This is a genomic window from Sphingomonas kyeonggiensis (assembly GCF_014196745.1).
GTDB classification, from domain to species: Bacteria; Pseudomonadota; Alphaproteobacteria; order Sphingomonadales; family Sphingomonadaceae; genus Sphingomonas; species Sphingomonas kyeonggiensis.
Map to the genome: position 1 here is coordinate 625,336 of NZ_JACIEH010000003.1, position 26,016 is coordinate 651,351.

21 protein-coding genes are annotated in these 26,016 nt (G+C 68.0%); 10 read left to right on the top strand and 11 right to left on the bottom strand.

Annotated features, from left to right (window positions below):
• Positions 1–34 precede the first annotated feature (34 nt).
• The 3 genes from GGR46_RS18175 to clpS all read left to right on the top strand — a co-directional run bounded on the left by GGR46_RS18175 (position 35) and on the right by clpS (position 3,194).
• On the top strand, positions 35–1,783 hold the full coding sequence (locus GGR46_RS18175; RefSeq protein ID WP_425506584.1) for a PHA/PHB synthase family protein: 1,749 nt from the start codon (positions 35–37) through the stop codon (positions 1,781–1,783).
• A 119-nt stretch (positions 1,784–1,902) separates the two neighbouring features.
• Positions 1,903–2,682 (top strand): phasin family protein, encoded by a 780-nt coding sequence (locus GGR46_RS18180; RefSeq protein WP_183999424.1) that lies wholly within the window; start codon positions 1,903–1,905, stop codon positions 2,680–2,682.
• Between the two features lie 179 nt (positions 2,683–2,861).
• Positions 2,862–3,194: an ATP-dependent Clp protease adapter ClpS gene (gene clpS, locus GGR46_RS18185; RefSeq protein ID WP_184000090.1), complete on the top strand. Its 333-nt coding sequence runs from the start codon at positions 2,862–2,864 to the stop codon at positions 3,192–3,194.
• A gap of 284 nt (positions 3,195–3,478) precedes the next feature.
• On the opposite strand, the gene GGR46_RS18190 is transcribed toward clpS, so the two are convergent.
• The gene (locus tag GGR46_RS18190) at positions 3,479–4,213 is read right to left on the bottom strand and encodes a Crp/Fnr family transcriptional regulator (protein ID WP_343058235.1); all 735 of its coding nucleotides are present in this window, start codon (positions 4,211–4,213) and stop codon (positions 3,479–3,481) included.
• 121 nt (positions 4,214–4,334) lie between these two features.
• Between GGR46_RS18190 and murA the strand changes: the two genes are divergently transcribed.
• Positions 4,335–5,618, top strand: coding sequence for a UDP-N-acetylglucosamine 1-carboxyvinyltransferase (gene murA / locus GGR46_RS18195; protein WP_183999425.1), 1,284 nt, complete (start codon positions 4,335–4,337; stop codon positions 5,616–5,618).
• A 4-nt stretch (positions 5,619–5,622) separates the two neighbouring features.
• Positions 5,623–6,501 (top strand): alpha/beta hydrolase, encoded by an 879-nt coding sequence (locus GGR46_RS18200; RefSeq protein WP_183999426.1) that lies wholly within the window; start codon positions 5,623–5,625, stop codon positions 6,499–6,501.
• A 6-nt stretch (positions 6,502–6,507) separates the two neighbouring features.
• On the opposite strand, the gene GGR46_RS18205 is transcribed toward GGR46_RS18200, so the two are convergent.
• The gene (locus GGR46_RS18205; RefSeq protein ID WP_183999427.1) at positions 6,508–7,326 is read right to left on the bottom strand and encodes an SDR family NAD(P)-dependent oxidoreductase; all 819 of its coding nucleotides are present in this window, start codon (positions 7,324–7,326) and stop codon (positions 6,508–6,510) included.
• A gap of 97 nt (positions 7,327–7,423) precedes the next feature.
• On the opposite strand from GGR46_RS18205, the gene GGR46_RS18210 reads away from it, so the two are divergent.
• Complete coding sequence (locus tag GGR46_RS18210) at positions 7,424–8,326, top strand: LysR family transcriptional regulator (protein ID WP_183999428.1); 903 nt, start codon at positions 7,424–7,426, stop codon at positions 8,324–8,326.
• A gap of 4 nt (positions 8,327–8,330) precedes the next feature.
• On the opposite strand, the gene GGR46_RS18215 is transcribed toward GGR46_RS18210, so the two are convergent.
• From GGR46_RS18215 to scpC, 3 genes are all read right to left on the bottom strand, one after another.
• Positions 8,331–9,590 (bottom strand): GGDEF domain-containing protein, encoded by a 1,260-nt coding sequence (locus GGR46_RS18215; protein ID WP_221262847.1) that lies wholly within the window; start codon positions 9,588–9,590, stop codon positions 8,331–8,333.
• 83 nt (positions 9,591–9,673) lie between these two features.
• Positions 9,674–11,992: a GH92 family glycosyl hydrolase gene (locus GGR46_RS18220; protein WP_183999430.1), complete on the bottom strand. Its 2,319-nt coding sequence runs from the start codon at positions 11,990–11,992 to the stop codon at positions 9,674–9,676.
• A gap of 43 nt (positions 11,993–12,035) precedes the next feature.
• Positions 12,036–13,547 (bottom strand): succinyl-CoA:acetate CoA-transferase ScpC, encoded by a 1,512-nt coding sequence (gene scpC, locus GGR46_RS18225; protein ID WP_183999431.1) that lies wholly within the window; start codon positions 13,545–13,547, stop codon positions 12,036–12,038.
• A 215-nt stretch (positions 13,548–13,762) separates the two neighbouring features.
• On the opposite strand from scpC, the gene GGR46_RS18230 reads away from it, so the two are divergent.
• On the top strand, positions 13,763–14,659 hold the full coding sequence (locus GGR46_RS18230) for an iron-containing redox enzyme family protein (RefSeq protein WP_183999432.1): 897 nt from the start codon (positions 13,763–13,765) through the stop codon (positions 14,657–14,659).
• A 31-nt stretch (positions 14,660–14,690) separates the two neighbouring features.
• Entirely contained in the window at positions 14,691–15,707 is a 1,017-nt protein-coding gene (locus GGR46_RS18235; RefSeq protein ID WP_183999433.1) for an SGNH/GDSL hydrolase family protein, read from the top strand.
• Here the strand turns inward: GGR46_RS18235 and GGR46_RS18240 are convergent.
• The 6 genes from GGR46_RS18240 to lgt form a co-directional block, all read right to left on the bottom strand.
• Positions 15,688–17,379, bottom strand: coding sequence for a hypothetical protein (locus tag GGR46_RS18240; protein WP_183999434.1), 1,692 nt, complete (start codon positions 17,377–17,379; stop codon positions 15,688–15,690). The genes GGR46_RS18235 and GGR46_RS18240 overlap by 20 nt on opposite strands.
• Before the next feature lie 116 nt (positions 17,380–17,495).
• Positions 17,496–18,806, bottom strand: a complete 1,311-nt coding sequence (locus GGR46_RS18245; RefSeq protein WP_183999435.1) for a cystathionine gamma-synthase family protein — start codon at positions 18,804–18,806, stop codon at positions 17,496–17,498.
• A 373-nt stretch (positions 18,807–19,179) separates the two neighbouring features.
• The gene (gene pgeF, locus GGR46_RS18250; protein ID WP_183999436.1) at positions 19,180–19,947 is read right to left on the bottom strand and encodes a peptidoglycan editing factor PgeF; all 768 of its coding nucleotides are present in this window, start codon (positions 19,945–19,947) and stop codon (positions 19,180–19,182) included.
• Positions 19,944–20,453 (bottom strand): GNAT family N-acetyltransferase, encoded by a 510-nt coding sequence (locus GGR46_RS18255; RefSeq protein ID WP_246426210.1) that lies wholly within the window; start codon positions 20,451–20,453, stop codon positions 19,944–19,946. The genes pgeF and GGR46_RS18255 overlap by 4 nt, the downstream gene beginning before the upstream one ends.
• A 127-nt stretch (positions 20,454–20,580) precedes the next feature.
• On the bottom strand, positions 20,581–21,582 hold the full coding sequence (locus tag GGR46_RS18260) for a class I SAM-dependent methyltransferase (protein ID WP_184000093.1): 1,002 nt from the start codon (positions 21,580–21,582) through the stop codon (positions 20,581–20,583).
• Positions 21,583–21,676: 94 nt separating this feature from the next.
• On the bottom strand, positions 21,677–22,549 hold the full coding sequence (lgt, locus tag GGR46_RS18265) for a prolipoprotein diacylglyceryl transferase (RefSeq protein ID WP_183999437.1): 873 nt from the start codon (positions 22,547–22,549) through the stop codon (positions 21,677–21,679).
• Between the two features lie 192 nt (positions 22,550–22,741).
• On the opposite strand from lgt, the gene GGR46_RS18270 reads away from it, so the two are divergent.
• On the top strand, positions 22,742–24,982 hold the full coding sequence (locus GGR46_RS18270; RefSeq protein ID WP_183999438.1) for a xanthine dehydrogenase family protein molybdopterin-binding subunit: 2,241 nt from the start codon (positions 22,742–22,744) through the stop codon (positions 24,980–24,982).
• Positions 24,979–25,989, top strand: coding sequence for a ferrochelatase (gene hemH / locus GGR46_RS18275; protein WP_183999439.1), 1,011 nt, complete (start codon positions 24,979–24,981; stop codon positions 25,987–25,989). The genes GGR46_RS18270 and hemH overlap by 4 nt, the downstream gene beginning before the upstream one ends.
• Positions 25,990–26,016: the final 27 nt, after the last annotated feature.

The following is a 26,016-nucleotide window of genomic DNA, read 5'->3' on the forward strand; positions in this document are numbered from 1 at the left end:
TGCTTGGCGTGCGCTAAAGCACCGCTTGAAGAGGATGAGCATGGCCGAGACGACCACCCCGCCGATTCCCGACCTGGAAGACCTGCAGCACTGGACCTGGGTGCTGGGCCGGGCACAGCAGATGATGCTCGAGCATGGCTTCGACTGGGTGGAGCACATGCCGGCGGCCCCGCCGTTCGGTGCGCTGCTCGATCCCACGGCGGCGGTGAAGGCGACCACCGATTTCTGGTCCGACACGATGCAGCTGTGGCAGCGCTTCCTCGATCCCAAGAACGCCGCGCCGTTCGAGGAGACGCCCGAGCAGGCGCGCGACAAGCGCTTCAAGGCGCCGCAATGGCGCGAGGAGCCGGTGTTCGACTTCCTGCGCCAGAGCTATCTGGTGATCGCCGACCACATGCTGCGCGGCGTCGATGCGCTGGAGGGGATGGATCCCAGGCAGAAGGAGCAGGTGCGCTTCGCGACCAAGGGCTTCCTCGACGCGGTGAGCCCGACCAACTTCCCTGCGACCAATCCCGAAGTGCTCGAGAAGATCGTCGAGACCAAGGGCGAGAGCCTGCTCAAGGGCCTCAGCAACATGATGGGCGACCTCGCCAAGGGGCAGATGACCCAGACGGCGGAGGGCGCCTATGAGCTCGGCCGCAACCTGGCGATGACGCCGGGCAAGGTGGTCAAGCGCACCCCGCTCTACGAGCTGATCCAATACGCCCCGGCCGAAGGTGCCAAGGAAGTCTATGCGACGCCGCTGCTGATCTTCCCGCCCTGGATCAACCGCTTCTACATCCTCGATCTCAACCCCGAGAAGAGCTTCATCCGCTGGGCGGTGGAGCAGGGGCTGACGGTGTTCGTCGTCTCGTGGAAGTCCGCCGACGCGTCGATGAAGGACGTGGTGTGGGACGATTTCGTCGAGCGCGGCCAGATCGATGCGATCGACACGGTGCGCGAACTGCTGGACGTGAAGGGCGTGCACACGATCGGCTATTGCGTGGCCGGTACCACGCTCGCCGCGACGCTGGCGGTGCTGCATGCGCGCGGGGAGGCGGAGAAGGTGGCGAGCGCGACGTTCTTCACCGCGCAGGTGGATTTCTCCGAAGCCGGCGAGCTCGGCATGTTCGTCGACGACGACCAACTGGCGATGATCCGCAGCCTGGGCACCGAGGGCTTCCTCGACGGCCGCTACATGGCGGCGACGTTCAACCTGCTGCGCGGCCGCGACCTGATCTGGAACTACGTCACCAACAATTACCTGATGGGCAAGGACTATGCCCCGTTCGACCTGCTCCACTGGAACTCGGACGTCACCAACCTGCCGGCCACCTGGCACATGAGCTACCTGACCGACCTGTACCGCGACAACAAGCTGGTCCAGCCCGGAGCATTGGCGATCGGCGGGACGCCGCTCGACCTGTCGAAGGTGCGGACGCCGACCTATGTCCAGGCCGGGCGCGAGGATCATATCGCGCCGGCGCAAAGCGTCTGGAAGATCACCCATTATTTCCAGGGGCCGCTCAAGTTCGTGCTGGCCGGGTCGGGGCATATCGCCGGGGTGGTGAACCCCCCTTCGGCGCAGAAATACCAGTATTGGACCAATTCGGACAAGGTTGAGACACTCACCGAATTTTTTGCAGGAGCAAAAGAGACTAAGGGGAGTTGGTGGCCGGACTGGATCGGCTGGCTCGACGCGCTCGATGCCGCCAAGGTCCCGGTCAAGGGCGCGCGGATCCCCGGAAAGGGCAAGCTCGATGCGATCGAGGATGCCCCGGGGAGCTATGTGCGTTCGCGCTGATTTATCATCTAAATTGAATGATTTGTCTATCTTTGTGCAGTGCACAATAATGCTTGCATCGTCGCGCAAAAGCCCCTACATGCTGCATCGCAGCAATAGCTTTATGGGGAAGGCATATCATGGCCACCAAAGGACCGAAGACCGGCGCGCCCAAGCCCGCCGCTCCGAAGCCTGCGGCGCGCGCCAAGGCCGCGCCGAAAGTTGCTGTGCCCGAGGCTGAGAAGCCCGAGCCGGTGAAGACTGCCGAGACGGTTATCGAAAAGACCGTCGAAGCGCCCGTCGTCGCCGAGCCGGTCCCGGTCCTCGAGGCAGCACCGCAGGAAGTGATCGAAACCGTTGAAGCCGTGGTAGAGCCCGTCATCGAGGCAGCCGCGGAAACCGCACCCACCGCCGCGGAAGTCGTCGAAGAGACGCTTGCCGCGCCGGCAGTCAAGGAAACCGTGAAAATGGCAACTACCTTCGACAACAGCACCATCGAGAACGCCACCAACAAGGCGCAGGCCCTGTTCGGCGAGTGGAACGAGCGCACCAAGGCCGCCGTCGAGAAGTCGACCAAGCTGGTCGAGGAAGCCAACGACTTCGCCAAGGGCAATGTCGAGGCGCTGGTCGAGTCGGGCCGCATCGCCGCCAAGGGCTTCGAGGGCCTGGGCCAGGACGCCGCCGAGTACAGCCGCAAGTCGTTCGAGAGCGCGACCGCCGCGCTGAAGAACCTCGCCACCGTCAAGTCGCCGGCCGATTTCTTCCGCCTGCAGAGCGACTATTTCCGCGGCGCGTTCGACTCGTACGTCGCCGAAGCTTCGAAGAACACCGAAGCGCTGATCAAGCTCGCCAGCGACGCGGCCCAGCCGCTGTCGAACCGCGTTGCCGTCGCCGCCGAGAAGGCGAAGACCGTCGCGTAAAGCGAGTGCTTCCGGCCTGCCGGAAGCCAGGAATTGGGGCGGTCCTTCCTTCGGGAAGGGCCGCCCTTTCCTTTTATCCGGTCCCAATCGGGGTTCACGCGTTCGGCGTGGCCTTGCCCTTGGGGGCGCGAACCCATATTTTCCGCGGCGTGACAGATCCCGTGACATTCAACATCCGCATGGCCGAGGACGGCAATGACGACGATCGGGGCAACAACCCCTCGATCGGCCTCGCCACGCGTACCCGCACGCGCACCAAGAAGCCGACGCCCTACCGGGTGCTGATGCTCAACGACGATTACACGCCGATGGAGTTCGTCGTGCTGTGCCTGCAGCGCTTCTTCCGGATGGACATGGAAGAGGCGACGCGGGTGATGCTCCATGTCCACCAGCGCGGCGTGGGCGTGTGCGGCGTGTTCAGCTATGAAGTCGCCGAGACCAAGGTGAGCCAAGTGATCGACTTCGCCCGGCAGAACCAGCACCCGCTCCAGTGCACGCTGGAAAAGGCGTAGGATAATTCGTCATCCCGACGAAGGCCGGGATCTCGTGCGACTCTTTTCCAGCACCATTGCCTGAGATCCCGGCTTTCGCCGGGATGACGGTTCTTCGTTACACCCCCGCCTAAGGGCCTCCACCCTAGGCGTTTTTCCGGGCGACACAGTTCAGCGGCGAATCGGTAGAAGGTCCGCAGTTCCTGGGAACCGGGGGGTTTTGGGCAGGAACAAAGGGCCGGACGGCGCGAGCTTGTCACCGCAGACGTCCGGCCCACCTTCTTCCTCGAAATCGTCGATGGCTCTCAGCCCGCCTTGGGGAGCCAGCCAAGGTCGAGCCCTTCGTAGCGGTTCACATAATTTGCCGCGCGCGCGAGTGCGCGCTCGTCGAGCAGTGTCACCCGGCCGCCCTCGCGGGCGATCAGCTGCTCTTCCTCCAGCTGGCGCAGCATGCGGTTGACGTGGACGGCGGTGAGGCCCGTCGCGTCGCCCACCTCCTCCTGCGTCAGCCCCAGCGAGAAGACATTGGCCAGGCTCTTGTCGGTCGCGCGCAGCCGGTTGCGCAGGTCGAGGAGCAGTGCCGCGACGCGCGCCTTGGCGCTGGTGCGGCCGAGCGCGGCCAGCCGGTCGGTGAGCGCGACGCGCTCTATCTGCGAATAGACCAGCACCATCGCCGCCAGCCGGGGATGCTCGCGCATCAGATCGGCGAGCACGCCGCGGTCGAACGGGCAGACCACGCAGTCGGACAGCGCCGCCAGCGTCTCGGGCGCCTCCTGATAGACCGCGCTGGAAATGCCGAGCATGTCGCCGGGAAAAAGGAAGCGCAGGATCTGCCGGCTGCCATCGTGGAGCAGCACATAGCTCATCATCAGGCCCTTGCGCAGGACGTAGAGCTCGCCGCCGCCTTCATTCTCGCGTTGCAGCACCGCCCCGCGGCGCACGTGCCGCTGGCGTTCCTCCAATTTTTCGAGCGTTTTGTGCTCGACCTCTGTCAGATCGATCAACTCGCTCAGCTTCTCCGCAAAGCAACTGCCGGACACGCGATGGCTTCCCCCCACCTGCGATGCAAAGCAGTGCAATTGAATCAATGCATTAAAATCGATCAATGGCGCAAAAAACGCATGGTCTTGCGTGCAGCGCGGCAGGGATTAGAAGCCCGTCATGGACCGTATTCTCATTCGCGGCGGCAATCGCCTCTCCGGCAAGATCCCCGTCTCCGGCGCCAAGAACGCCGCGCTCACGCTGATGCCCTGCGCGCTGCTCACCGACGAGCCGCTGACGCTGCGCAATCTGCCCCGCCTGGCCGACGTCGACAGCTTCGGCCACCTGCTCAACGAGCTGGGTGCATCGACGTCGATCGAGGGCACGCGGCCGACCGATTTCGGCCGGGTGATGACGGTGCGCGCGGGCAAGCTGACCTCGACGGTCGCGCCCTATGACATCGTCCGCAAGATGCGCGCCTCGATCCTGGTGCTCGGCCCGCTGCTCGGCCGCGCCGGCGAAGCGACGGTGTCGCTGCCCGGCGGCTGCGCGATCGGCAACCGCCCGATCGACCTGCACCTGAAGGCGCTCGAGGCGATGGGCGCCGAGATCGAGCTGGCCGCCGGCTATGTGAAGGCGACTGCGCCTGGCGGCCGCCTGCCCGGCGGACGCTTCAGCTTCCCGGTGGTCTCGGTCGGCGCGACCGAAAATGCGCTGATGGCGGCGGTGACCTGCAAGGGCACCACCGTGCTCGACAATGCGGCGCGCGAGCCGGAGATCGTCGACCTGTGCAACCTGCTCGTCGCGATGGGCGCGAAGATCGACGGCATCGGTACCGAGCGGCTGGAGATCGAAGGCGTCGATCGCCTGCACGGCGCGACCTATGCCGTGATGCCCGACCGGATCGAGGCGGGCAGCTATGCCTGTGCCGCGGCGATCACCGGCGGGGATGTCGAGCTGGTCGGCGCCGAGGCGAACGACATGCGCGCCACGCTGGACGCACTCGTCCAGGCCGGCGTGACGGTCGAGGAGACCAAGGCCGGCATCCGCGTCGCCGCCAACGGCCCGCTCAAGCCGCTGACCCTGTCGACCGCGCCCTTCCCGGGCTTCGCGACCGACATGCAGGCGCAGTTCATGGCGATGCAGCTGGTCGCCGAGGGCGCCAGCGTGTTCACCGAGACGATCTTCGAGAACCGCTACATGCACGTGCCCGAGCTGACCCGCATGGGCGCGCATATCGACGTGCGCGGGCGCACCGCGGTGGTGCACGGGCCGACCAAGCTGGTGGGTGCCCAGGTGATGGCGACCGACCTGCGCGCCTCGATGAGCCTGATCCTTGCCGGCCTGGCCGCCGAGGGCGAGACCCAGGTCAACCGCGTCTATCACCTCGACCGCGGCTATGAGCGGCTCGAGGAGAAGCTCCAGGCAGTCGGCGCCGATATCGAGCGCGTCGGCGACGGCTAGGGCCTTGGCCGGCCGGGGCACCAAGCTGGCGATCGGGGCGGCGGCGCTGCTGGCGGTCGTCGTGCTCGCCGGCAGCTGGGGTTTCGGTTCGATGGCCGCCGCCGGCCATGCCTCTGCGGTCGCTCCGGTGCTTTCCCCCGCGCAGGCCGTGCGGCTGAAGGCGCGCGACGGCGTCGCGATCGCCGGGACCTGGTGGCCGGGACGCGAGCCCGATGCACCGGCGGTGCTGCTGCTCCACGGCGTCGGCGCCTCGCGCGACCAGACCGTGCCGATGGCCGAGGCGCTGGTCGCGCAAGGCTATGGCGCGCTCGCCATCGATCTGCGCGGGCACGGCGAATCGACGATCACCGACCATAGCTATGGCCTGGACGAAGGACTGGATGCGCGCGCCGCGTTCGACTGGCTGAAGGCGAAGCAGCACGGCGCGAAGGTCGGCGTGATCGGCGTCTCGCTGGGCGGTGCGGCGGCGCTGGTCGGGCGCGACGGCGCGGTGCCGGCCGATGCGCTGGTGCTGGTCGCGGTGTTCCCCGACATCCGCCACGCGATCTACAACCGGATGGCGGCGCTGCTGGGCCCGATCGGCGGAACGATCGGCGAACCGCTGCTCAGCCTCCAGTCGCTGCCCCGCTACGGCGTGTGGCCGGGGCGGATCGCGCCGCTCGCGGCGATCCGCGATTTCCGGGCGCCGGTGTTCGTGATCGGCGGCGCGGGGGATCGCTATACGCCGCCGGTGGAGACGCGTGCGCTTTTCGCGGCGGCACCGAACCGCAAGGGGCTGTGGCTGGTGCCGGGGCTCGACCACGGCGAAGTCAGCAATCTGCACGACGGGGAATGGGCGCGCCGCATGGGCGGTTTCCTGCGCGGGACGATCGGCGCGCCCTGATCGGGACTATCCGGCGAAGTCGGTGCCGCGGGTGACCGGCTCCCAGCGGTCCATCTCCTCGATCACCGTATCGAGCTTCTCGCGGGCGCGGCGCAGCGCGTCGCTGCCGAGCAGCAGGTTGAGCGGCGGGTTGGGTGCATCCGCCAGTTCGAGGATCGCGGCGGCGGCGCGGACCGGATCGCCGAGCTGCTTGCCTGCCATCGCATCGAATGCCGCCGAGGAGCGGCCGACCGCCGCATAGCTCTCGTCCGCGCCGCTCTTGCGGATCGAGTGATCCGACAGGAAGTCGGTGCGGAACGCGCCCGGTGCGACGGCGGTCACGTGGATGCCGAGCGGGGCGATTTCCTGGGCGAGCGCGGCCGACAGGCCCTCGAGCGCATATTTGGCCGAGGCATAGAGGCCGGAACCGGCGCCCGGCGCGCGGCCGGCGATCGACGTGACGTTGACGATATGGCCGGCTCCCTGTGCGCGCAGATGCGGCAGCGCGGCGCGGATCAGGCGGAACGGTCCGAACAGGTCGACCTCGAACAGCCGGGCGACATCGGCGTCGCTCGCCTGCTCGATCGCGCCGAGCAGGCCGTATCCGGCATTGTTGACGATCACGTCGATCCGCGGCGCGAGCGCGAAGGCCTGCTCGACGATGGGCGCGACCGCGGCGGGATCGGTCATGTCGAGCGTCAGGATGTGGAGCGTGCCGGCGCCCTGCTCCAGTTCGGGGCGCGAGCCGCGGACGGTGCCGATGACGGTGTCGCCGCGTGCCAGAGCCGCCTGTGCCAGCGCGAGCCCGAGCCCGCGCGAGATGCCGGTGATGAGCCAGGTCTTCATGATGCAATCTCCTTCGCGGCGGGAGATGGGTGCTGTTAGCCTCCGGGATAATGGCTGTGTTTTGCAATGGACTTGTAAGTCCTGCTAAACAGTGGGGATGGATACCGCCCTGCTTTCCGCCGACTATCAGCAGCTGCGCGGCTTCGTCGCGGTCGCACAGGCGCTCAGCTTCAGCCGCGCCGCCGGAGCGATGGGGGTGTCGCCCTCGGCGCTGAGCCAGCTCGTGCGGGGGCTGGAGGAGCGGCTGGGTACGCGGCTGCTCAATCGGACGACGCGCAGCGTCTCCCTCACCGAGGCGGGGGCGGCGCTGCTCGCCCGCACCGGGCCGGCGCTCGCCGAACTGGGCGAGGCGATGCTGCAGGCGCGTGCCGGGCGCGAGGGGATCGCCGGGCGGGTGCGCGTCCATGCCTCACGCTTCGCCGGCGAGCTGCACGTGCTGCCGATCCTCGCCCGCTTCGGCCGGGACTATCCCGATGTCGTGCTCGACATCTCGCTGGACGACACGGTGATCGATATCGTCGCGGGCGGCTATGACGTGGCGATCCGGATCGGCGAGCTGGTCGAGCGCGACATGGTCGCGGTGGCGCTCGGCAAGGAGATGCGCCAGCTCGCCGTCGCGACGCCCGACTATGTCGCGGCGCATGGCGTGCCCGAGCATCCCCGCGCGCTGCTCGGGCACCGCTGCATCCGCTGGCGCTGGCCGGGCAATAGCGCGCCCTATCATTGGGAGTTCTGGGAGGAGGGCTGGTTCCAGGTTGCGGTCGACGGGCCGCTGATCCTCGACGACAAGCAGGCCTGTCTCGAAGCGGCGCTGCAGGGCGCGGGCATCGCCTTCGCGATCGAGCCCAAGGTGCGCGAGCATATCGCGGCGGGCCGGCTGGTGCCGATGCTCGAGCGCTGGTCGGCGCCGTTCCCCGGCCATTATCTCTGCTATCCGCAGCAGCGCCACATGGCACCGGCGGTGCGCGCGTTCATCGACGCGGTCCGGCGGGGCGCCTAGGCTTTTACTCCGCCGCGATCGCCAGCGGCGCGGCTTCCTTGCGGCTGGCCGAGACGACGCGGTTCCGGCCACCTTCCTTGGCCTGGTACAAGGCCGCATCCGCCATGGTGATCAGGTCGGCCAGCGTCTTGGTCGTCTCGGGAATCGAAGCCACGCCGAGCGATGCCGAGATGTTCGCGTCATGGATGGCGGACAGCGCCTCGATCCGCGCGCGGAGCGTCTCGCCCTTGGCCAGCGCTTCGCTCAGGTCGCATTCGGGCAGGATCACCACCAGCTCCTCGCCGCCATAGCGGCAGGCGACGTCGGAGGGGCGCAGCGCCCCGATGATCGCCGCGGCCACCTCGCGCAGCACCGCATCGCCCATCGCATGGCCATGCTCGTCGTTGAGCTTCTTGAAATGATCGAGGTCGATCATGATCGCCGAGACGGGCGCGCCGCTGCGCTCGGCCAGGCTGGCATAGCGCTCGAGCGCGTCTTCCATGTAGCGGCGGTTGTAGAGGCCGGTCAGCGGATCGCGCAGTGCCTGGGTGCGCAGCTTCTCGCGCAGGGCGATGTTGGAGACGGCGAGCGACATCGCATCGGCCACCGCTTCGGCCAGCGGCTTGATCCGGTCCAGACGGTCGAGGGCGTCCTCCGCGCCGGTCGCGATCTTGAGCATGCCCTGGATCTCGCCATGCGCCATCATCGGCACTTCGAGTACCGTCAGCCCCGACGCGTGGTGCTCGCAGCGCAGCACGCCGGGACCATCCGCATTGATGTGCGCCTTGCCGCGCTTGAGCGCCCAGCAATGCGAGGGCGACAGCGTCTTGAGCACGCGCTCGTCGTCGGGCCAGTTCCAGCCGGTCGACAGCTCCAGCCGGTCGCGCGAATTGTTGAAGATGTAGAGCGCGCCGGAGAAGCCCTCGAGCAGCGTCTCGACCGTGGCGCGCAGCACGGCATTGGCGTCGGCATAGCCGCTGGCGCTCTGCAGCATGTCGGTCATCTGGAGCAGGCGCTGGACCTGGCGGCGCTCTTCCTCGGCCTCGAGCGCCGCGACGCGACGCTGCTCCAGGCCCTTGTTGTTGCGCGGGGTGGCGAAGACGATGATCGCGAGCGCGATGCTGCCGGCCAGCATCTCGACCGCATAGGCGATAAACTGGCCGAGCTCGCCCTGCACGAACATGCTGGTGCCGCGCGCGGCCATCATCAGGATGACCGAGCCGGCGAGCGCCGCCGGCACCACGCGCATCAGCCTGTCGAGGGCATGAGAGGATTTCGAGTTCATGATCGCCCGTCCGAAACCACCCGCTCGAACGGGCATCACCCCCCATTATAGGGCGGTCTCGGACGGGGCGGCCGGTGCGCTGCTCAGCGCGGAGCCGTGCTCATCGAATAGGGCCGCACCGCCTTGCCTGTCGCCCAGCTCTTGTTGGGCTTCGCGCTCATGGTGAAGCGCAGTTCGCCGCCGGCGATGATCTCGTCATGCTTCAGGTATCCGCGCGCCAGCGGCTTGCCGTTGAGCAGGACCTTGCCGACGTACTTGTTCGTGTCCGACAGTCCCTCGGCGACGATGGCGAAGCGCTTGCCGTTCGGCAGGTTGAGCGTCGCGCGGTCGAGGAAGGGGCGGCCGATCACATATTCGTTCGAGCCGGGCGCCACGGGATAGAAGCCGAGGGCGGTGAAAACGAACCAGGCCGACATCTGGCCGAGATCGTCATTGCCCGAGAGGCCGTCCGGAGTCGGCTTGTACTGGCTCTCGACGATCTGCTTGAGCCGCTCCTGCGTCCGCCAGGGCTGGCCGGCATAGCTGTAGAGATAGGCGACGTGGTGGCTGGGCTCGTTGCCATGGATGTACTGGCCGATCAGGCCGGCAATGTCCTCGGCATGGCTGTAGTCGAGCTTCGAATTGTCGAAATCGAACATCGCGTCGAGCTTCTTCACCGCCGCGGCGTCGCCGCCGAGCAGCTTGAACATGCCCGCCTGGTCCTGGGGCACGAACCAGGAATATTGCCAGGCATTGCCCTCGGTATAGTCCGAGCCATAGTTGATCGCGGTCGGATCGAAGGGGGTGCGGTAGGTCCCGTCCGCCTTGCGGGCACGCAGGAACCCGGTCTTCACGTCGAAGCTGTTGCGCCAGTTGCCGGCGCGCGCCTCGAACGGGGCGGCGATGTCCGCCTTGCCCATCGCCTTGGCCATGCGCGCGATGGCCCAGTCGTCATAGGCGTATTCGACCGTCTTGGAGGCCGCTTCCGGCTCCTTGTCGATCGGCACATAGCCGAGCTTCATGTACTGATCGAGGCCACCATAGGGGCCGTAGGTGGCGCTCTTCACCATCGCATCGAGCGCGGCGTTCGGATCGAAGCCGCGAATGCCTTTCATGTACGCGTCGGCGATCACCGGCACGGCGTGATAGCCGATCATCGTCCAGGTCTCGCGCCCGTTGAACTGCCAGACCGGCAGGATGCCGAACGGGCTGACCTGCTGGCTGGCGATCAGCGAGTTGACGAAGTCGGCGTTCTTCTTCTCGCTCTGGGTGAGCAGAAGCAGCGGATGTTCGGCGCGGAACGTGTCCCACAGCGAAAAGGTCGAGTGGAAGGTGAAGTTGCTGGCCTGATGGACCTGGTCGTCCGGCCCCCGCCAGCGGCCATCGGCGTCGGAGAAGACGCTGGGCGCGATCAGGCTGTGATAGAGCGCGGTGGCGACCATCTTCTTCATCGGCGCCGGGCCTTCGAGTTCGACTGCGCCGAGCGCCTGATCCCAGGCCTTGCCGGTCGCAGCGCGGACCGCGTCGAAATTGCCCGGCTCGCTGTCGAGATTGGCGATCGCGCCATCCTCATCGACGGCCGAGATCGCGACCTTCACTTCGAGTGGTCCGTCGATCTGGCCGAAGTCGAACCGCGCGACCAGTTCGCGCCCGGCGAGCTGCTGGGCATCGTCCGCACCACGGCTCGGGCCCTGGAAGCCGCGATATTCGACCTTCTTTTCGCGATCGAGAAAGGCGTGGCCAGTGATCTGGCGCGAAGGGCGGATCGCGAAGAACAGCTTGCGGGCGGGCGCCCAGCCGCGGGTCTCGCGCGCGCCGGTGATCGTGCCGTCTGCGCGAATACGGATCGACGACCAGAGGATCTTGCCGGGATAGTTGTAGAGCGAGCTGCGCAGGTCGAACAGTAGATGCGCGGCCTTGCCGGCGGGGAAGGTGTAGCGCTGGACTCCCACCCGCGTGCCCGCGGTCATCTCGGCGCGGACGCCGGGCTTGGCGAGCGTCACCGCATAATAGCCGGGCACCGCCTGCTCGGTCGCATGGTCGAAGGGCGAGCGATAGTCGTCGGGCTCCAGACCCACCGTGTCGCCCGAGACCGGCTGGATCAGGAAGTCGCCCAGGTCCGAATGGCCGGCCCCCGAGAAATGCGTCATCGAGAAGCCCTGGATCGTCGGATCCTCGTAGCGATAGCCGGCGGCGTGGCTGTAGCATTTGCGGATCTGGCAGGTCGTGTCGGTGTCCGGGCTCAGCTGGATCATGCCGAAGGGCGCGACGGCGCCCGGGAAGGTATGCCCCTCACCGCCGGTGCCGATCATTGGATCGGCCGACGCGGCGGTCGGCTCCGAGCTCGTCTGCGCCAGGACCGGCGGGGTGGTGAGCGACAGGGCGGCGAGCGCGGCGAGGCCGGTACGGAACGGGGCGGTCATGGGCGCGGGTTAGAGCATGACCCGCGCCCGCATCCAAGCCGGATCAGGGCCGCATGCTGCCGGTTTCGACGAAGCGTTGGTGCCAGGCGAGCGCCTCGCCGCACAGCATCGGGGTCTGCAGCCCATAGCTGCCCCGGAGCGCCCGCTCGTAATAGTCGCGCAGCATCGGGCGGTATTCGGGATGTGCGCATTTCTCGATCACCAGCTCGGCACGGCGGCGCGGGGCAAGGCCGCGCAGATCGGCCAGGCCCTGCTCGGTGACGATCACCTGCACGTCCTGGGTGATGTGGTCGACATGGCTGACATGCGGCACGATCGCCGAGATCCTGCCGCCCTTGGCGGTGGACGGCGTCATGAACACCGAGATGAAGGCGTTGCGCGCGAAATCGCCCGAGCCGCCGATGCCGTTCTGGATGCGCGAACCCATGATGTGGGTCGAGTTGACGTTGCCGTAGATGTCCGCCTCGATCATCCCGTTCATCGCCAGGCAGCCGAGGCGGCGCACGATCTCCGGGTGGTTGCTGATCTCCTGGGGGCGCAGCAGGATGCGATCGTGGAAGTCGGCCATCTCGGCGTTGAGCCGCTCGGCCGCGTCGGGGCTGAGCGAGAAGGCGGTGCACGACGCCATGCGCAGCTTGCCCGAGGCGAGCAGGTCGAGCATCCCGTCCTGCAGCACTTCGGTATAGGCGGTCAGGTCGCTGAACGGCGCGTCGAGCAGCCCGGCGAGCACGGCATTGGCGATGTTGCCCACGCCCGACTGAAGCGACAGCAGGTTCGGGGGCAGGCGGCCCTTGCCGACCTCGTGCTTGAAGAACTCGATCAGATGGCCGGCGATCGCCAGCGCGGACGCGTCAGGCCTGGCGAAGGGCAGGTTGCGATCGGGCGCATCGGTCTCGACCACGGCGATCACCTTGTCGGGATCGCAGCGGAAGCTCGGCTGGCCGATCCGGTCGTCGGGGCGGACCAGCGGGATCGGCACGCGGTTGGGCGGTAGCGCGGTGCCGTAATAGATGTCGTGCATCCCCTCGAGCGCGGGGTTCTGCCAGCGATTGACCTCGAGGATCACGCCGTGCGCGCGATCGAGCCAGGTCTTGTTGTTGCCGACCGAGGAAGAGGGGATCAGCGCCCCGTCGGCGGTGATGCCCGAGACTTCGACCACGGCGATGTCGAGCGGACCCAGAAAGCCTTCCCAGGCCATCGGCGCGACCTGGCTCAGGTGCATGTCGAGATATTCCATCTCACCGCGATTGATCCGTTCACGGGCGATCGGATCGGAGTTGTAGGGCAGGCGCAGCTCGATGCCGTCCGCTTCGGCCAGCGCGCCGTCGAGCTCGGGGCCGGTCGAGGCGCCGGTCCACACCTTCACCCGCAAATTGCGGCCGGCGGCGCGCTCGTCGGCGATGCGCCTGGCCAGCGCCATCGGCACCGCCTTGGGATAGCCCGATCCGGTGAAGCCGCTCATGCCGACGGTCATGTGATCGTCGATGAAGCTCGCCGCCTGCTCGGCGCTGGTGACCTTGGCGGCAAGTCCGGGATGGGCGATTCGCGAAGTCATGGGCGTCCTCTCGGGAAAGTCGCGGCTGGCTAACGCACCGATGTGCGCCCGCACGAATGCAACCTTCGCATGCTGCAGGCGCGATATCGGCAAGCGCTGCGCCGCCGCCTTGATCCAGGTCATAAGTAACGGAGATCGGCTCGCTTTCCGGAACGATCCGGGAACCCGCCCGATTATTGGCGGGTTCAACGGGGCAAGCAGGAGAGACAATCGACATGGCAACCCGTGCGCGCGATTTCGCGAACGAGCTCGGCTCGCAATTTCTCAAGGACAGTTTCCAGCGTGGTCTGGCGCATTGGAACCGGGAGCGGCTCGAGCCCGGATTCCCGAGCGACGACTGGCAGAAGACTTTCGAGCGCGACGTGAAGATGCAGCGGCTGGAAGGCGCGTTCCTCGAGGAGCTGCGCGCGGAAGTCGCCGAGGAGGCCGCGGCGGCGCCGACCGATGCCGAGGGCTTCATCGCCTGGTTCGAAGGACTGAAGGCGAACGGGCCGGGTCAGGGCGATCCGCTGTTCCCCTGGCTGGGCGCGGAAGCGGACCGCGACCAGCTGCGCTGGTTCTTCGAGCAGGAGGCTGCCGGCGAGGCGGGGTTCGACGATCTTGTCGCGATGACCCAGGTCAAGCTGCCGGTGCGCCCCAAGCTGGAGCTCGCCCGCAATTACTGGGACGAGATGGGGCATGGCACCGAGAAGGGCATGCACGGGCCGATGCTCGACGCGCTGGTCGAGACGCTGGCGGTGGAGCCGGTGATCGAGAACACGGTGTGGGAGAGCCTGTGCCTGGCCAATGCGATGACCGCGATGGCGACCAACCGGCGCTATGCCTGGCATTCGGTGGGCGCGCTCGGCGTGATCGAGCTGACCGCGCCGGGCCGCGCGGCGCTGGTCGCCGAGGGGCTGAAGCGCGTCGGGCTGAGCCCCAAGGAGGCGCGCTATTTCACGCTGCACGCGGTGCTCGACATCAAGCACAGCGAGGACTGGAACCGCGAGGCGATCCGGCCGGCGGTGGCGGAGGATCCGGCGCGGGCGACGGCGATGGCCGAGGGCGCGCTGATCCGGCTCAAGTGCGGCGCGCGCTGCTTCCAGGCCTATCGCGACCATCTCTGGGGCTGACGCGGCGCCCGGCTGCGCATAGGCTGGGCACATGAAGTTCGCCGCCCTTGCGCTGCTCGCGCCGCTCGTCCTCTCCGCCGCACCCGCTCCGGACGGGAAGCCGCTCGATGTCCATATCGGTGGGCGTGCGGTGGTAGAGGGCAAGGCGATCCGCTTCGGCTGGCCGGGCGTCTATGTCGAAGGGCGTTTCCGCGGCACCGAGGTGAACGCGCGGGTCGAGACGCAGGGCGACTGGCTGCGGGTGAGCGTGGACGGCAAGCCGTTCCAGACCCTGGTGACGCCGGGACCCGCGGTGGTGAAGGTGGCGCGGCTCAAGCCGGGCATCCACACGATCCGCATCGACAAGCTGACCGAGAGCCAGTCGGGCAGCAGCCGCTTCCTGGGCTTCTTCACCCATGGCACGCCGCTGGCGCCGCCGGTGCGGCTGCGCCGGATCGAGTTCATCGGGGACTCGCACAGTGTCGGCTATGGCAACACCTCGCCGACCCGCGAGTGTGACGAGCGGAAGGTGCACGACACCACCGATACCAGCCAGGCGTTCGGGCCGGTGCTGGCGCGGCGGCTGGGCGCCGATTACCGGATCGTCGCCTATTCGGGCTATGGCGTGGTCCGCAACTATGCCGGCGGCAAGCCGGGCGAGAACCTGCCCTTCCTCTACCTCCGCGCCATTCCGGGCGAGCCGGCGCCGGCCCGGGCGGATGGCTGGCGGCCCGGGATCATCGTGATCAACCTGGGCACCAACGACTTCTCGACCAAGCTCCATCCCGGCGAGGCCTGGGCGGACGATGCGGCGCTGCGGGCGGCATATCGCAAGCGCTATATCGACTTTGTCAAAGAGCGTCGGCGCCAGCAGCCCCAGGCGCGGCTGGTGCTGATGGGCGCCGAGAATTTCTACGCCGACGTCGCCGCGGTGGCCCGGGCCACCGGGGTGACGGCAGTGAAGGTGCCCACCCTCGAGATGACCGGATGCAACTGGCATCCGTCGCTCAAGGACCATCGCACCATGGCCGACCTGCTCGCCGCCGCGCTCAAAACGCCGGGGCGCTGAGCTTCACATCGGCGCGGACCCAGGCGGCGGCGAAGTCCTTCTCCGCCGCACTCGCGTCCTTCTTCTGCGCCGCGAGGGCCTGGGCCAGGCCGAGCAGCGCCCAGCCGTTGCGCGGGTTGCGCTTCAGGTCCTCGCGGAACACCGCCTCGGCCTCCGCCGCCGCACCGCTGCCGAGCAGCGCGGCGCCGAGCAGATGGCGGGTCGGGAAGAACTCGTCCGAGGGCTCGTTGTAGGACAGGCCGTCCTCAAGGGTGACCGCCTGGCGGAGCAGCGCGATCGCCCTGGCCGCATCCTTGCGGGCGAGCGCGATGCGGGCCTCGGCGCGGAGCCGGGCGATCTGGAAGAGCGGCGCGGCCATGTTCATGCCGGCCAGCGCATCGGCCGGCGCGGCGGCGATCTTCGCCTCGAGCTTCGCCAGCTCGGCATCGGCCTCGGGCAGCTTGCCCGTGGCGGCGAAGGCGATGGTGCGGGCCGAGAGCCAGTTGACGGTCAGGTCGAGCAGCCGGGCATCGGGCTGGGGCTCGGCGAGCATCGTGTCCCAGCGGCCGAAGCGGATCAGCGCCTGGTAGAGATAGCCGATGCCCCAATCCATGCCGGGCATGCCGGCCGCCATCTCGTCGGTGAAGACGGCGCGCACGTCGCGCAGTGCCTTGATCGTCTCGGCGCTGCGCCCCTCCATCGAGGCGGCGGCGGCGAGAAACTGGAGATTGTGCGCCGAATACATCGGGTAATAGTCGATCGCCGCGGTCTTGGCATAATAGGCCTTGTCCGCCGCGTCGGCGAGACGATTGGCCTGTGCCGATTCCTCGTACCGGCCGACGCGCTGGAGGATGTGCGCGGGCATGTGCACGACATGGCCGGCACCCGGCATCATCGGTGCGAGCCGCTCCGCGGCGGCGACGGCCTTGCCCGGATCGGTCGATGCCTCGACCGCGTGGATGTAATAATGGTTGGCGCCGGGATGATGCGGGTTGCGGGCGAGCACCGTTTCCAGCGTGGCGACGATCTCGGGCGTGTCCTTTGCCGGCGTGCCGTCCAGGTTCCACAGCTTCCACGGGTTCCGGTTCATCTGCGCTTCGGCGAAGAGCGTGAGGATGTCGTCGTCCTGCGGAAAGGCCCTGGCGGCGTCGCGCATCGCATCGCCGAACGCGGCGAGCAGGGGCGCGCTGTTGCCGGGATCGATCGGCTGGGGGCCGGTATAGCGCTTCGCCAGTGCGAGGATCAGCGCGCGGTTGGCAGGGGTGGCGGATGGTGCCAGCGCCTCGGCCTGTTTCAGCGCTTCCCAGGCCACCCGGGCGCGGGGCTCGGCCATCATCGGCATGTTGTAGTTGGGGCCGAGCGCCAGGGCGACGCCCCAGAAGCAGATGCCGCACCGCGGATCGGCCTCGGTAGCCTTGGCGAAGCTGCGCGCGGCCTCGTCATGGTTGAACGCCCAGAGCAGGCGCATGCCCTGGTCGAAATAGGCCTGGGCTTGGGGGACCTTGCTGCCGCTGTCGCGGTGGAAGCTGCCGAGATCGGGGAAGATCTGGCCACCGCGCGCCCAGTCGGCGAGCGTCTGGGGGAAGCCATGGCCGGCGTGCATGCCGGCCATCGGGTCAGCGGTCTGGGCGATGGCGGGCAGCGCCAGCAATGGCGCGGCGAGAAGAGCAATGGAGCGCGAAAGTCCGATCATGGCCGAGTCCCCCTCGGATGGGCAGGATAAGGCTTTCGCGCTCTAAGCTCAATCAAGCTGGGTGCTCCATAAGTATTGCACCCAATATCCCCGGCCGAAGCCGGGGAGACTGTTCTTCACACCGCCTTCAGCGCTTCCTCGAAATCGGCGATCAGATCATCGGCATCCTCGACGCCGATCGAGATGCGGACGAGATTGTCGGTGATGCCGAGCGCCTGCTTGCGGGCATCGGGGACCGAGAGGTGGGTCATGCCGGCGGGATGGCTGGCCAGCGTCTCGGTGCCGCCGAGCGATACCGCGAGCTTGGCGATCTTGAGCGCGTCGAGGAAGGCGAATGCCTCCTTCTCGCCGCCCTTGAGGTACAGCGAGAAGGTCGAGCCGGCGCCGGTGCAATGGCGGTTGTAGATGTCCGCCTGGCGCGAGCCTTCCTCGAGGAAGCCGAGATAGCCGACATGCTCGACCTTCTCGTGGCCGCGCAGGAACGCGCAGACCTTCGCGGCATTCTCGCCGGCGCGCGACATGCGCAGCTCCAGTGTTTCCAGCGAGCGGAGCAGCATCCAGGCGGTGTTGGGATCGCAGATCGTGCCGATCGTGTTGCGCATCAACCGGATCGTGTTGATGTGCTCCTTCGAGCCGAGCACGCCGCCCGCCACCAGATCCGAATGGCCGCCCGCGTACTTGGTCAGCGAATAGACGACGATGTCGGCGCCCTGCTTGAGCGGCTGGGCCCACAAGGGTCCGAGGAAGGTGTTGTCGATAGCGATCGGGGGCTTGCTGGCGCCCTTGAAGATCGCGTCGCGGCTGGCGGCGACGGCTTCGACATCGACCAGCGCGTTGGTCGGATTGGCCGGGCTCTCCAGATAGATCAGCGCGACATTGCCCGATGCGGCCTTGCTCAGCACCGCATCGATCTCCTCGCGGGTGGCGCCGGCGGGGAAGTCGAGCCAGTGGACGCCGAAGCGGCCGAGGATGCGGGCGATCAGCGTCTCGGTCGCCGCGTAGAGCGGGCCCGAATGGACGATGGTGTCGCCCGGCTTGACCATCGACAGGAACAGGGTGGCGATCGCCGACATGCCCGAGGAGAAGGCCAGCGCGTCCTCGGCACCTTCCCAGATGCCGAGACGGTCCTCGAGGATCTCCTGGTTCGGGCCGTTGAAGCGCGAATAGACCAGGCCGTCGGCGCCGCCCGGGCGCTTGCCGGTGACGCCTTCGAAATGGCGCTTGCCGGCAGCGGCATTGGGGAAGACGAAGGTCGAGGTGAGGAAGATCGGCGGCTTGAGCGAGCCTTCCGAGAGCATCGGATCATAGCCGTGCCCCATCATCATCGTGCTGGGCTTGAGCTTGCGATCGCCGACCTTGTCCGCCGAAGGCTTGGGGCGCCGCCGCGGGGTGGCGCCGGTCAGGTCGGCTTCGGTCTCGTCGGTCATGAGTCTCTCCGGCTGTATTTTCGTATCATCTGTAACGATTCGGCTGGGCTTGGGGGAGCCCGAAACGCGCGGAAAGTCACAAAAGTCGCGACATCCACGCGCGAGGCCATGGGGCTTCGCCGGCGGGCGCGGCGAAGGGTGGCGCGGGATCGGCGCATAGGGTGGAACGGTGCGGGGTTGCGCATGCTCCCAAGAGGAACATGGAAAATCCTATTTTGGAAGGGACTGATTTCCCTCTCCCCTTGTGGGAGAGGGAGGGAGCCGACGCAGTCGGCGGAAGGGTGAGGGGGAGTGAGACTCAAGCCCCCTCATCCTTCCCACTCGCTACGCGAGCGGGCCCCTTCCTTCTCCCACAAGGGGAGAAGGAGTAAAATTAGAGCCCGATGATCGAGATCTGCCGGCCGTAATCCGGTTCCTGGCGGTGCGTCGCCCGGCGGAAGCTGTAGAAATGGTCTTCCCGGGCATAGGTGTCCTGGCCGAGCATCTCGACGGTGCGGATGCCGGCCGAGGCCAGCCGGTGCGCGACATAGGCTTCGAGGTCGAACTGCCAGTGATCCTCGCGTCGGCCCTCGGTGAAGAAGCGCTCATTCTCCGGGTCCGCATCGGCGAAGCGGGCGAGGAAGACGACATCGACTTCGTAGGAGGCGCGCGCGATGCACGGGCCGACCGCGGCGGTGATCCGCTCGCGCTGCGCACCCAGCGTCTCCATCGCGGCGATGGTCGAATCGGTGACGCCGCCGATCGCGCCCTTCCACCCGGCATGGGCGGCACCGACCACGCCGGCCTCGCGGTCGGCGAACAGCACCGGCGCGCAATCGGCGGTGAGGATGCCGAGCGCCAGGCCCGGGCGATCGGTGACCAGCGCATCGGCATGCGGGCGCAGCCGTTCTTCCCAGGGCTCGGCGACGGTGACGCAGTCGGCCGAATGGACCTGGAAGAGCGAGACGAGCCGGCCGCCGGGCAGCGCCGCCTCGACCGCGCGGCGGCGATTCTCGGCGATCAGCGCGGGATCGTCGGTCGAGCCCAGGCCGACATTGAGGCTGGCCATCGCGCCGGTCGAGACCCCGCCCTTGCGGCCGAGAAAGCCATGGGCGATCCCGTTCAGCGCGCGGGCGCGAAAGACTTCGACTTCTTCACTCACAGCATGCGCCTCATCAACCGGTCTTCATCGGCGTGCGCGCCGACCATGAAGGCATAGGGACCGCGGTCCTCGAACCCGTTCCTCTCGTAGAACCGCCGGGCGCGGTGATTGTCGACATAGACCGAGAGCCACATCTCCTCGGCGCCGCGGGCGCGGCCCTGGTCGAGCGCCCAGTCGAGCAGCGCCTGGGCGGCGCCGCTGCCCTTGGCGCGCTCGTCGAGATAGAGCTGGCGGAGTTCATAGGTGCGGGCGCCGGTCTCGGCGGGGAGGGTGAGGTTGCTGGTCTTGGCGAAGCCGGCCAGGCCCTGTTCGTCCTCGGCGAGCTGGAAGCGCAGGTCCGGCTCCGCGAACTCCTCGGCCCAGGCCTCGGGCGTGAAGCCGGCGAGGAAGTCGGCGAGGTCCCTGGGCTGATAGAGATGGCCGAAGGTCGCGACGAAGCTGGCGCGGAACAGCGTGTCGATCGCGGGCAGGTCGGCGGGGGTGGCGTCGCGGTAGATCATGTTCATTTCGTCCTCCCCGCGAAAGCGGGGACCCATCTCGTGCCCTCGCCAGATAGAAATACAGCTGCGGTATCTGCGGCTTCTCTCCAAGATAGGCCCCGGCTTTCGCCGGGGTGACGGCCAGGGGCGCGGGTCATTCGAAACCTGCCGGCACCGGCCAGCCGGGGGCGGTGAAGGCGATCACCTTGAACAGCTCGCCCATCTGCTCGGGATGGGTCAGGCGTTCGCGATCGGTGGCGAGCTGGCCGGCGCGTTCCGGCGTGGCGAGCGACAGGCTGGCGGTGCGCTCGGTGATGCCGAGGCGCGTGAGGAACTCGCCCTGGGTGACCGGGCCGTAGACGACCAGCCCCTCGGCATGCGCCGCTTCCGCGAGCGTGGCGAAATCGACATGGGCGGTCAGGTCGGCCTCGCCCGGCTCGTCGAACGGGTTGGCATAGGCATGGCCCTTCACCGCCTGCAGCGTGTCGCCGATCGCCGGGCCCATATAGCCATAGTCGATGACCAGCGCGGCGCCGCCCTGGTCGTTGAGGCGCTTCGCCAGTTGGCGCAGCACCGCGACGCTGGCCGGCGAGGTCTCGAGGATCGATCCGGGCGCGGCTTCCTTGAAGTCGCGCGGGATGATCATGTCGAAGCTGCGGTCGCCGGCGATCGGCAGGAACAGCGTGTCCTGGCAGGCTACCAGCCGCTCGCGCCAGCCTTCCTGGGTGGCGATGAGCTGGCGAATCGGCAGCGCGTCGAAGAACTCGTTCGCGACGAAGACCAGCGGCGCGTCGTCGGGCAGGCCGATCAGGTCGAGATGGAATTCGGCACCGGGCACCCGCTCGGCCTGGACGGCGCGCAGCGTCGGGCTCGTCTCGACCAGGTCGACCGGCGGGGTGAGCCCGACCTTGGCCATGGCGCGCAGGGCGTCGGCGGCGAGGGTGCCTCGGCCCGGGCCCAGCTCGACATAGCGGACCGGCGGCTGCTCGGCGCGGTGCCACAGGTCGGCGACCCACAGGCCGATCAGCTCGCCGAACATCTGGCTCACTTCGGGCGCGGTGGTGAAGTCGCCGCGCGCGCCGAGCGGATCGCGCGTGGCGTAGTAATGGGCGTTGGCGGCGCCCATGAACTGCGAGAGCGGGATCGGCCCGGCCATGGTGATGGCGCGGGAGAGCCGCTCGGCGAGCAGGGGTTCGGCGGCGTTGGTGGCGCGCTCCTGCTGCCCGGCGTCGAGGGGGTTCTCGCTCACGTCAGGCCACGCTCTCCGTGCCCGCGATCGGCTCGACCCGCTCGCGGCGCTTCTTCGCGGTGGCGATCAGGTAGATGCCGCCGACGATCATCGGCAGGCAGAGTACCTGGCCCATATGGATGACATTCTCGAAGATCGTGTTGGCGAACTGGGCATCGGGCTCGCGGAAATATTCGACGAAGAAGCGGAAGCAGCCATAGCCGAGCAGGAAGATGCCGACGAGCTTGCCCGGCTCGTAGCGCGCCTTGGTGCGCCAGAAGGCATAAGCGAGGATGGCGAACAGCAGCAGGCCTTCGAGCGCGGCTTCGTAGAGCTGGCTGGGATGGCGGGCCAGCGGGCCGGCGCCGGGGAAGACGATCGCCCAGGGCAGGTCGGCCGGCTTGCCCCACAGCTCGCCGTTCACGAAATTGGCGAGGCGGCCGAAGAACAGGCCGAAGGGCGCGCAGCAGGCGACATAGTCATGGACGCGCAGCCAGTTGAGGCCCTGGCGGCGGCACATCAGGATGATCGCCAGCGTGGTGCCGATCACGCCGCCATGGAACGACATGCCGCCGTCCCACAGCTTGATGATGTCGAGCGGGTGTTGAATGAACCGGTCGAGCCCGTAGAAGAGGACATAGCCGAGCCGGCCGCCGACGATGATGCCCAGCGTCGCGTAGAACACGAGATCATCGGCATGGGCGCGGCTCATCGGCGCGCCGGGCTGCTTGAGCAGGCGGATCAGGTACCACCAGCCGACCAGGATGCCGGCGATATAGGCCAGCGAATACCATTTGACCTGGAAGAAGCCGAGATCGAGCGCGACCTTGTCGAGGCCGAGATCGGTGAAATGGATATGGTCCGCCGCGGCGGCGGCAAGGGTGGCAAGCAGCACGTATTTCCCTCCAGGGTGTGCGACCCCGATAGAACAGGCTTGTTGCAAACCCAAGAGGTCCTGTCCGTCATCCCGGCGAAAGCCGGGATCTCGTGCCGTATTGCGCTGCCGCCTGAGATCCCGGCTTCCGCCGGGACGACGATGAGGGCGCGCGGGGTGACAGCCTTCCACCTGCAAGATAGAGCAGTCCCGATGAAGGTCGATTTCGGCAAGCTCCAGAAGCTGGATCGGCGCACGCTGCTGGTCGGCGGCGGCGTGGGCGTGGGGCTGGTGGTCGCCTGGGCGGTGTGGCCGCGCACCTATCTTCCCAATCTCAGCGCGGCGCCGGGCGAGAGCCTGTTCGGCGCCTGGATCAAGATCGGCGCCGACGGGCACGTCTCGGTCGCCATCCCGCAATGCGAGGAAGGGCAGGGCGTGTTCACCGCCATGCCGCAGATCATCGCCGACGAGCTGGGCGCGAACTGGAAGATGGTCGGCGTCGAGCCCGCGCCGCTCAACCCGCTCTACGCCAATCCGCTGGCGGCCGAGGAGCTGTTCGCGCTGGCGCTGGGCGGCCTGCCCGAGCAGCTGCGCCGCACCCATGCCTCGCGCACCGGGCTGATGCTGACCGGCTGCTCGACCTCGATCCGCAACTTCGAGGACCAGCTGCGCCATGCCGGTGCCACCGCGCGGGTGCTGCTGTGCAAGGCGGCGGCGCGGCGCTGGGGCGTGGAGTGGCAGAGCTGCGACACGGTCGGCGGCCAGGTGGTCCATGGCAATTCGAAGCTCGGCTTCGGCGAGCTGGCCGCCGAGGCGGCGGACGAGAGCGTGCCGGGCGACGTGCCGCTGCGCACCGCCGAGACCAACCGGCTCTATGGCCAGCCGCTGCCCCGGCTCGACGCGCCGGCCAAGGTGGACGGCAGCCTGAATTTCGCCGCGGACATCCGCCTGCCGAACATGGTCTTCGCCTCGATCCGGATGGGGCCGATCGGCGAGACCGAGCTGGTCAGGCTCGACCGGGCGGCGGCCAACAAGATCCCCGGCATGCTCTCGATCGTGACGACGAAGGACTGGGTCGCGACGATCGCCAATAATGGCTGGGCGGCGGAGAAGGCGATCGACGCGATGCGTCCGCGCTTCAAGACGCCCGAGGACGTGATCAACAATGATTCGATCGCCGATGCGCTCAACAATGCGCTGAATGCGGACGGTGCGCGGCTGCACGAGGCGGGTGATCTCGCGGCGGATTTCCGCGGGGCCAAGGTGGTGTCGGCGGAATATCGCGTCGATGTCGCGCTGCACGCCGCGCTCGAGCCGATGACCTGCACGGCCAATTATCATGACGGCTATCTCTCGCTCTGGCTGCCGACACAGGCGCCGGGGCTGGCACGGGCAGCGGCGGCACGGGCGATCGGCATTTCCGAAAGCGCGGTGACGGTGCACGCGACCATGGCCGGCGGCTCGTTCGGTGCGAAGCTGGAGCATGAGGTGGCGGCGCAGGCGGCCCTGCTGAGCCAGAGCGTCGGTCGGCCGGTGCAGCTCACCTGGCCGCGCGGCGAGGATATGCGGCACGACCGCTACCGCCCGCCGGCGATCGGGCGGATGACCGGCAAGCTGAACGGACGCGGCCAGATCTCGGGCTTGCTCGCCAAGATCGCGGCGCCGGAGACCGGGCGCGAGCTGGCGACGCGGCTGCTCGGCGGCGATCCGGTCGTGCAGGCGTCGCTCGCGCTGCCGGGCAAGGGCGATCCCTCGGCGGTGGCCGGTGCCCAGCCGGTCTATGGCATCCCCAATTACGCGGTCGACCACCATCCGGCGACGATCGGCGTGCCGACCGGCTATTGGCGCTCGGGCGCACACAGCTACAATTGCTTCTTCGTCGAGAGCTTCCTGGACGAGCTGGCGCATGCAGCCGAGCAGGATGCGGTCTCGTTCCGCATGGCGATGCTGGGCGGCGAGACGCGGCTGGCGCGCTGCCTGCAGACCGCGGCGCAGCTCGGCGGCTGGCAGGGCGGGCAGCCCGGCAGCGGACAGGGCATCGCCTGCCACGCGTTTCGGGGTTCCTATATCGCGGTGATGGCCGAGGCGCGGCTGGACGGGCGCAAGGTCAAGGTCGAGCGGCTGGTCGCGGCGGTCGATTGCGGGCGCGTGGTGAATCCGGACCTGGTGGCGCAGCAGATCGAGGGCGGGCTGCTCTTCGGCATGGCGGCGGCGCTCGCGGGATCGACCGGCTTCACCGAGAATGTGGCGGACGTGCGCGAAATCTCCGAGCTCGGCCTGCCGACCCTGGCGGACGCGCCGGACATCACCGTGGAATTGATCCGGAATGGTGCCGATCCCGGCGGGGCGAGCGAGCTCGCCGTGCCCCCGGTCGCCCCGGCCATCGCCAATGCGCTGCAATCGGCGAGCGGCGTGCGCTTCCGCGTGCTTCCTTTGCTTTCGGACGTCGAATGAGCCTTCCCGACGGGCATCCGCCCATCCCCGCGCCCGACAGGATCGGCGTGCTGCTGGTCAATCTCGGCACGCCGAGCGCGCCCGATGCGACATCGGTGCGGCGCTATCTGGCCGAGTTCCTGTCCGACCGCCGCGTGGTCGAGATCCCGCCGCTGATCTGGCAGCCGATCCTGCGCGGGATCATCCTGCGCACCCGGCCGAAAAAGTCGGCACATGCGTACCAACAGGTCTGGCGCCCGGACGGCTCGCCGCTCGCCGCCATCACCAAGGCACAGAGCGATGCGCTGCAAGGGGCGTTCGGTGCGGGCAATCCGGTCGACTGGGCGATGCGCTATGGTACGCCGAGCATCGCCGACCGGCTCGCCGCGATGCGGTCGGACGGCGCGCAGCGCATCCTGATCGCGCCGCTCTATCCGCAATATTGCGCGGCGACGACCGCGACGGCCAACGACAAGGCGTTCGAGGCGCTGGCTGGGATGCGCTGGCAGCCGGCGATCCGCACGCTGCCGCCCTATCACGACCACCCTGCCTATATCGCGGCGCTCAAGGCTTCGGTGGAGGAGAGCCTGTCCAGGCTCGATTTCGAGCCGGATGCGATCATGGCGAGCTTCCACGGCATGCCGCAGCGGACGCTCGAGCTGGGCGATCCCTATCATTGCCATTGTCGGAAGACAGCACGCCTGCTGAGCGAAGCCCTCGGCCGCGAGCTCACCGTCACCTTCCAGTCGCGCTTCGGCCGGGCGAAATGGCTGGAGCCCGCCACCGATGCGACGCTCGCCGCATTGCCGGGCAAGGGCGTGAAGAAGGTCGCGATCGTCGCGCCCGGCTTCTCGGCGGATTGCCTGGAGACGCTGGAGGAGCTGGCGATCCGGGGACGCGAGACGTTCCTCGGCGCGGGCGGAAGCCAGTTCGCCTATCTGCCCTGTCTCAACGACAGTTCCGGTGGCATCGACATGCTGCGCACAATTTTGAGCGAGGCGCTTGCGGGCTGGGCCCAGCCTGCCTAGCGTTTCGGCTCATCCACGAAGGAGAGA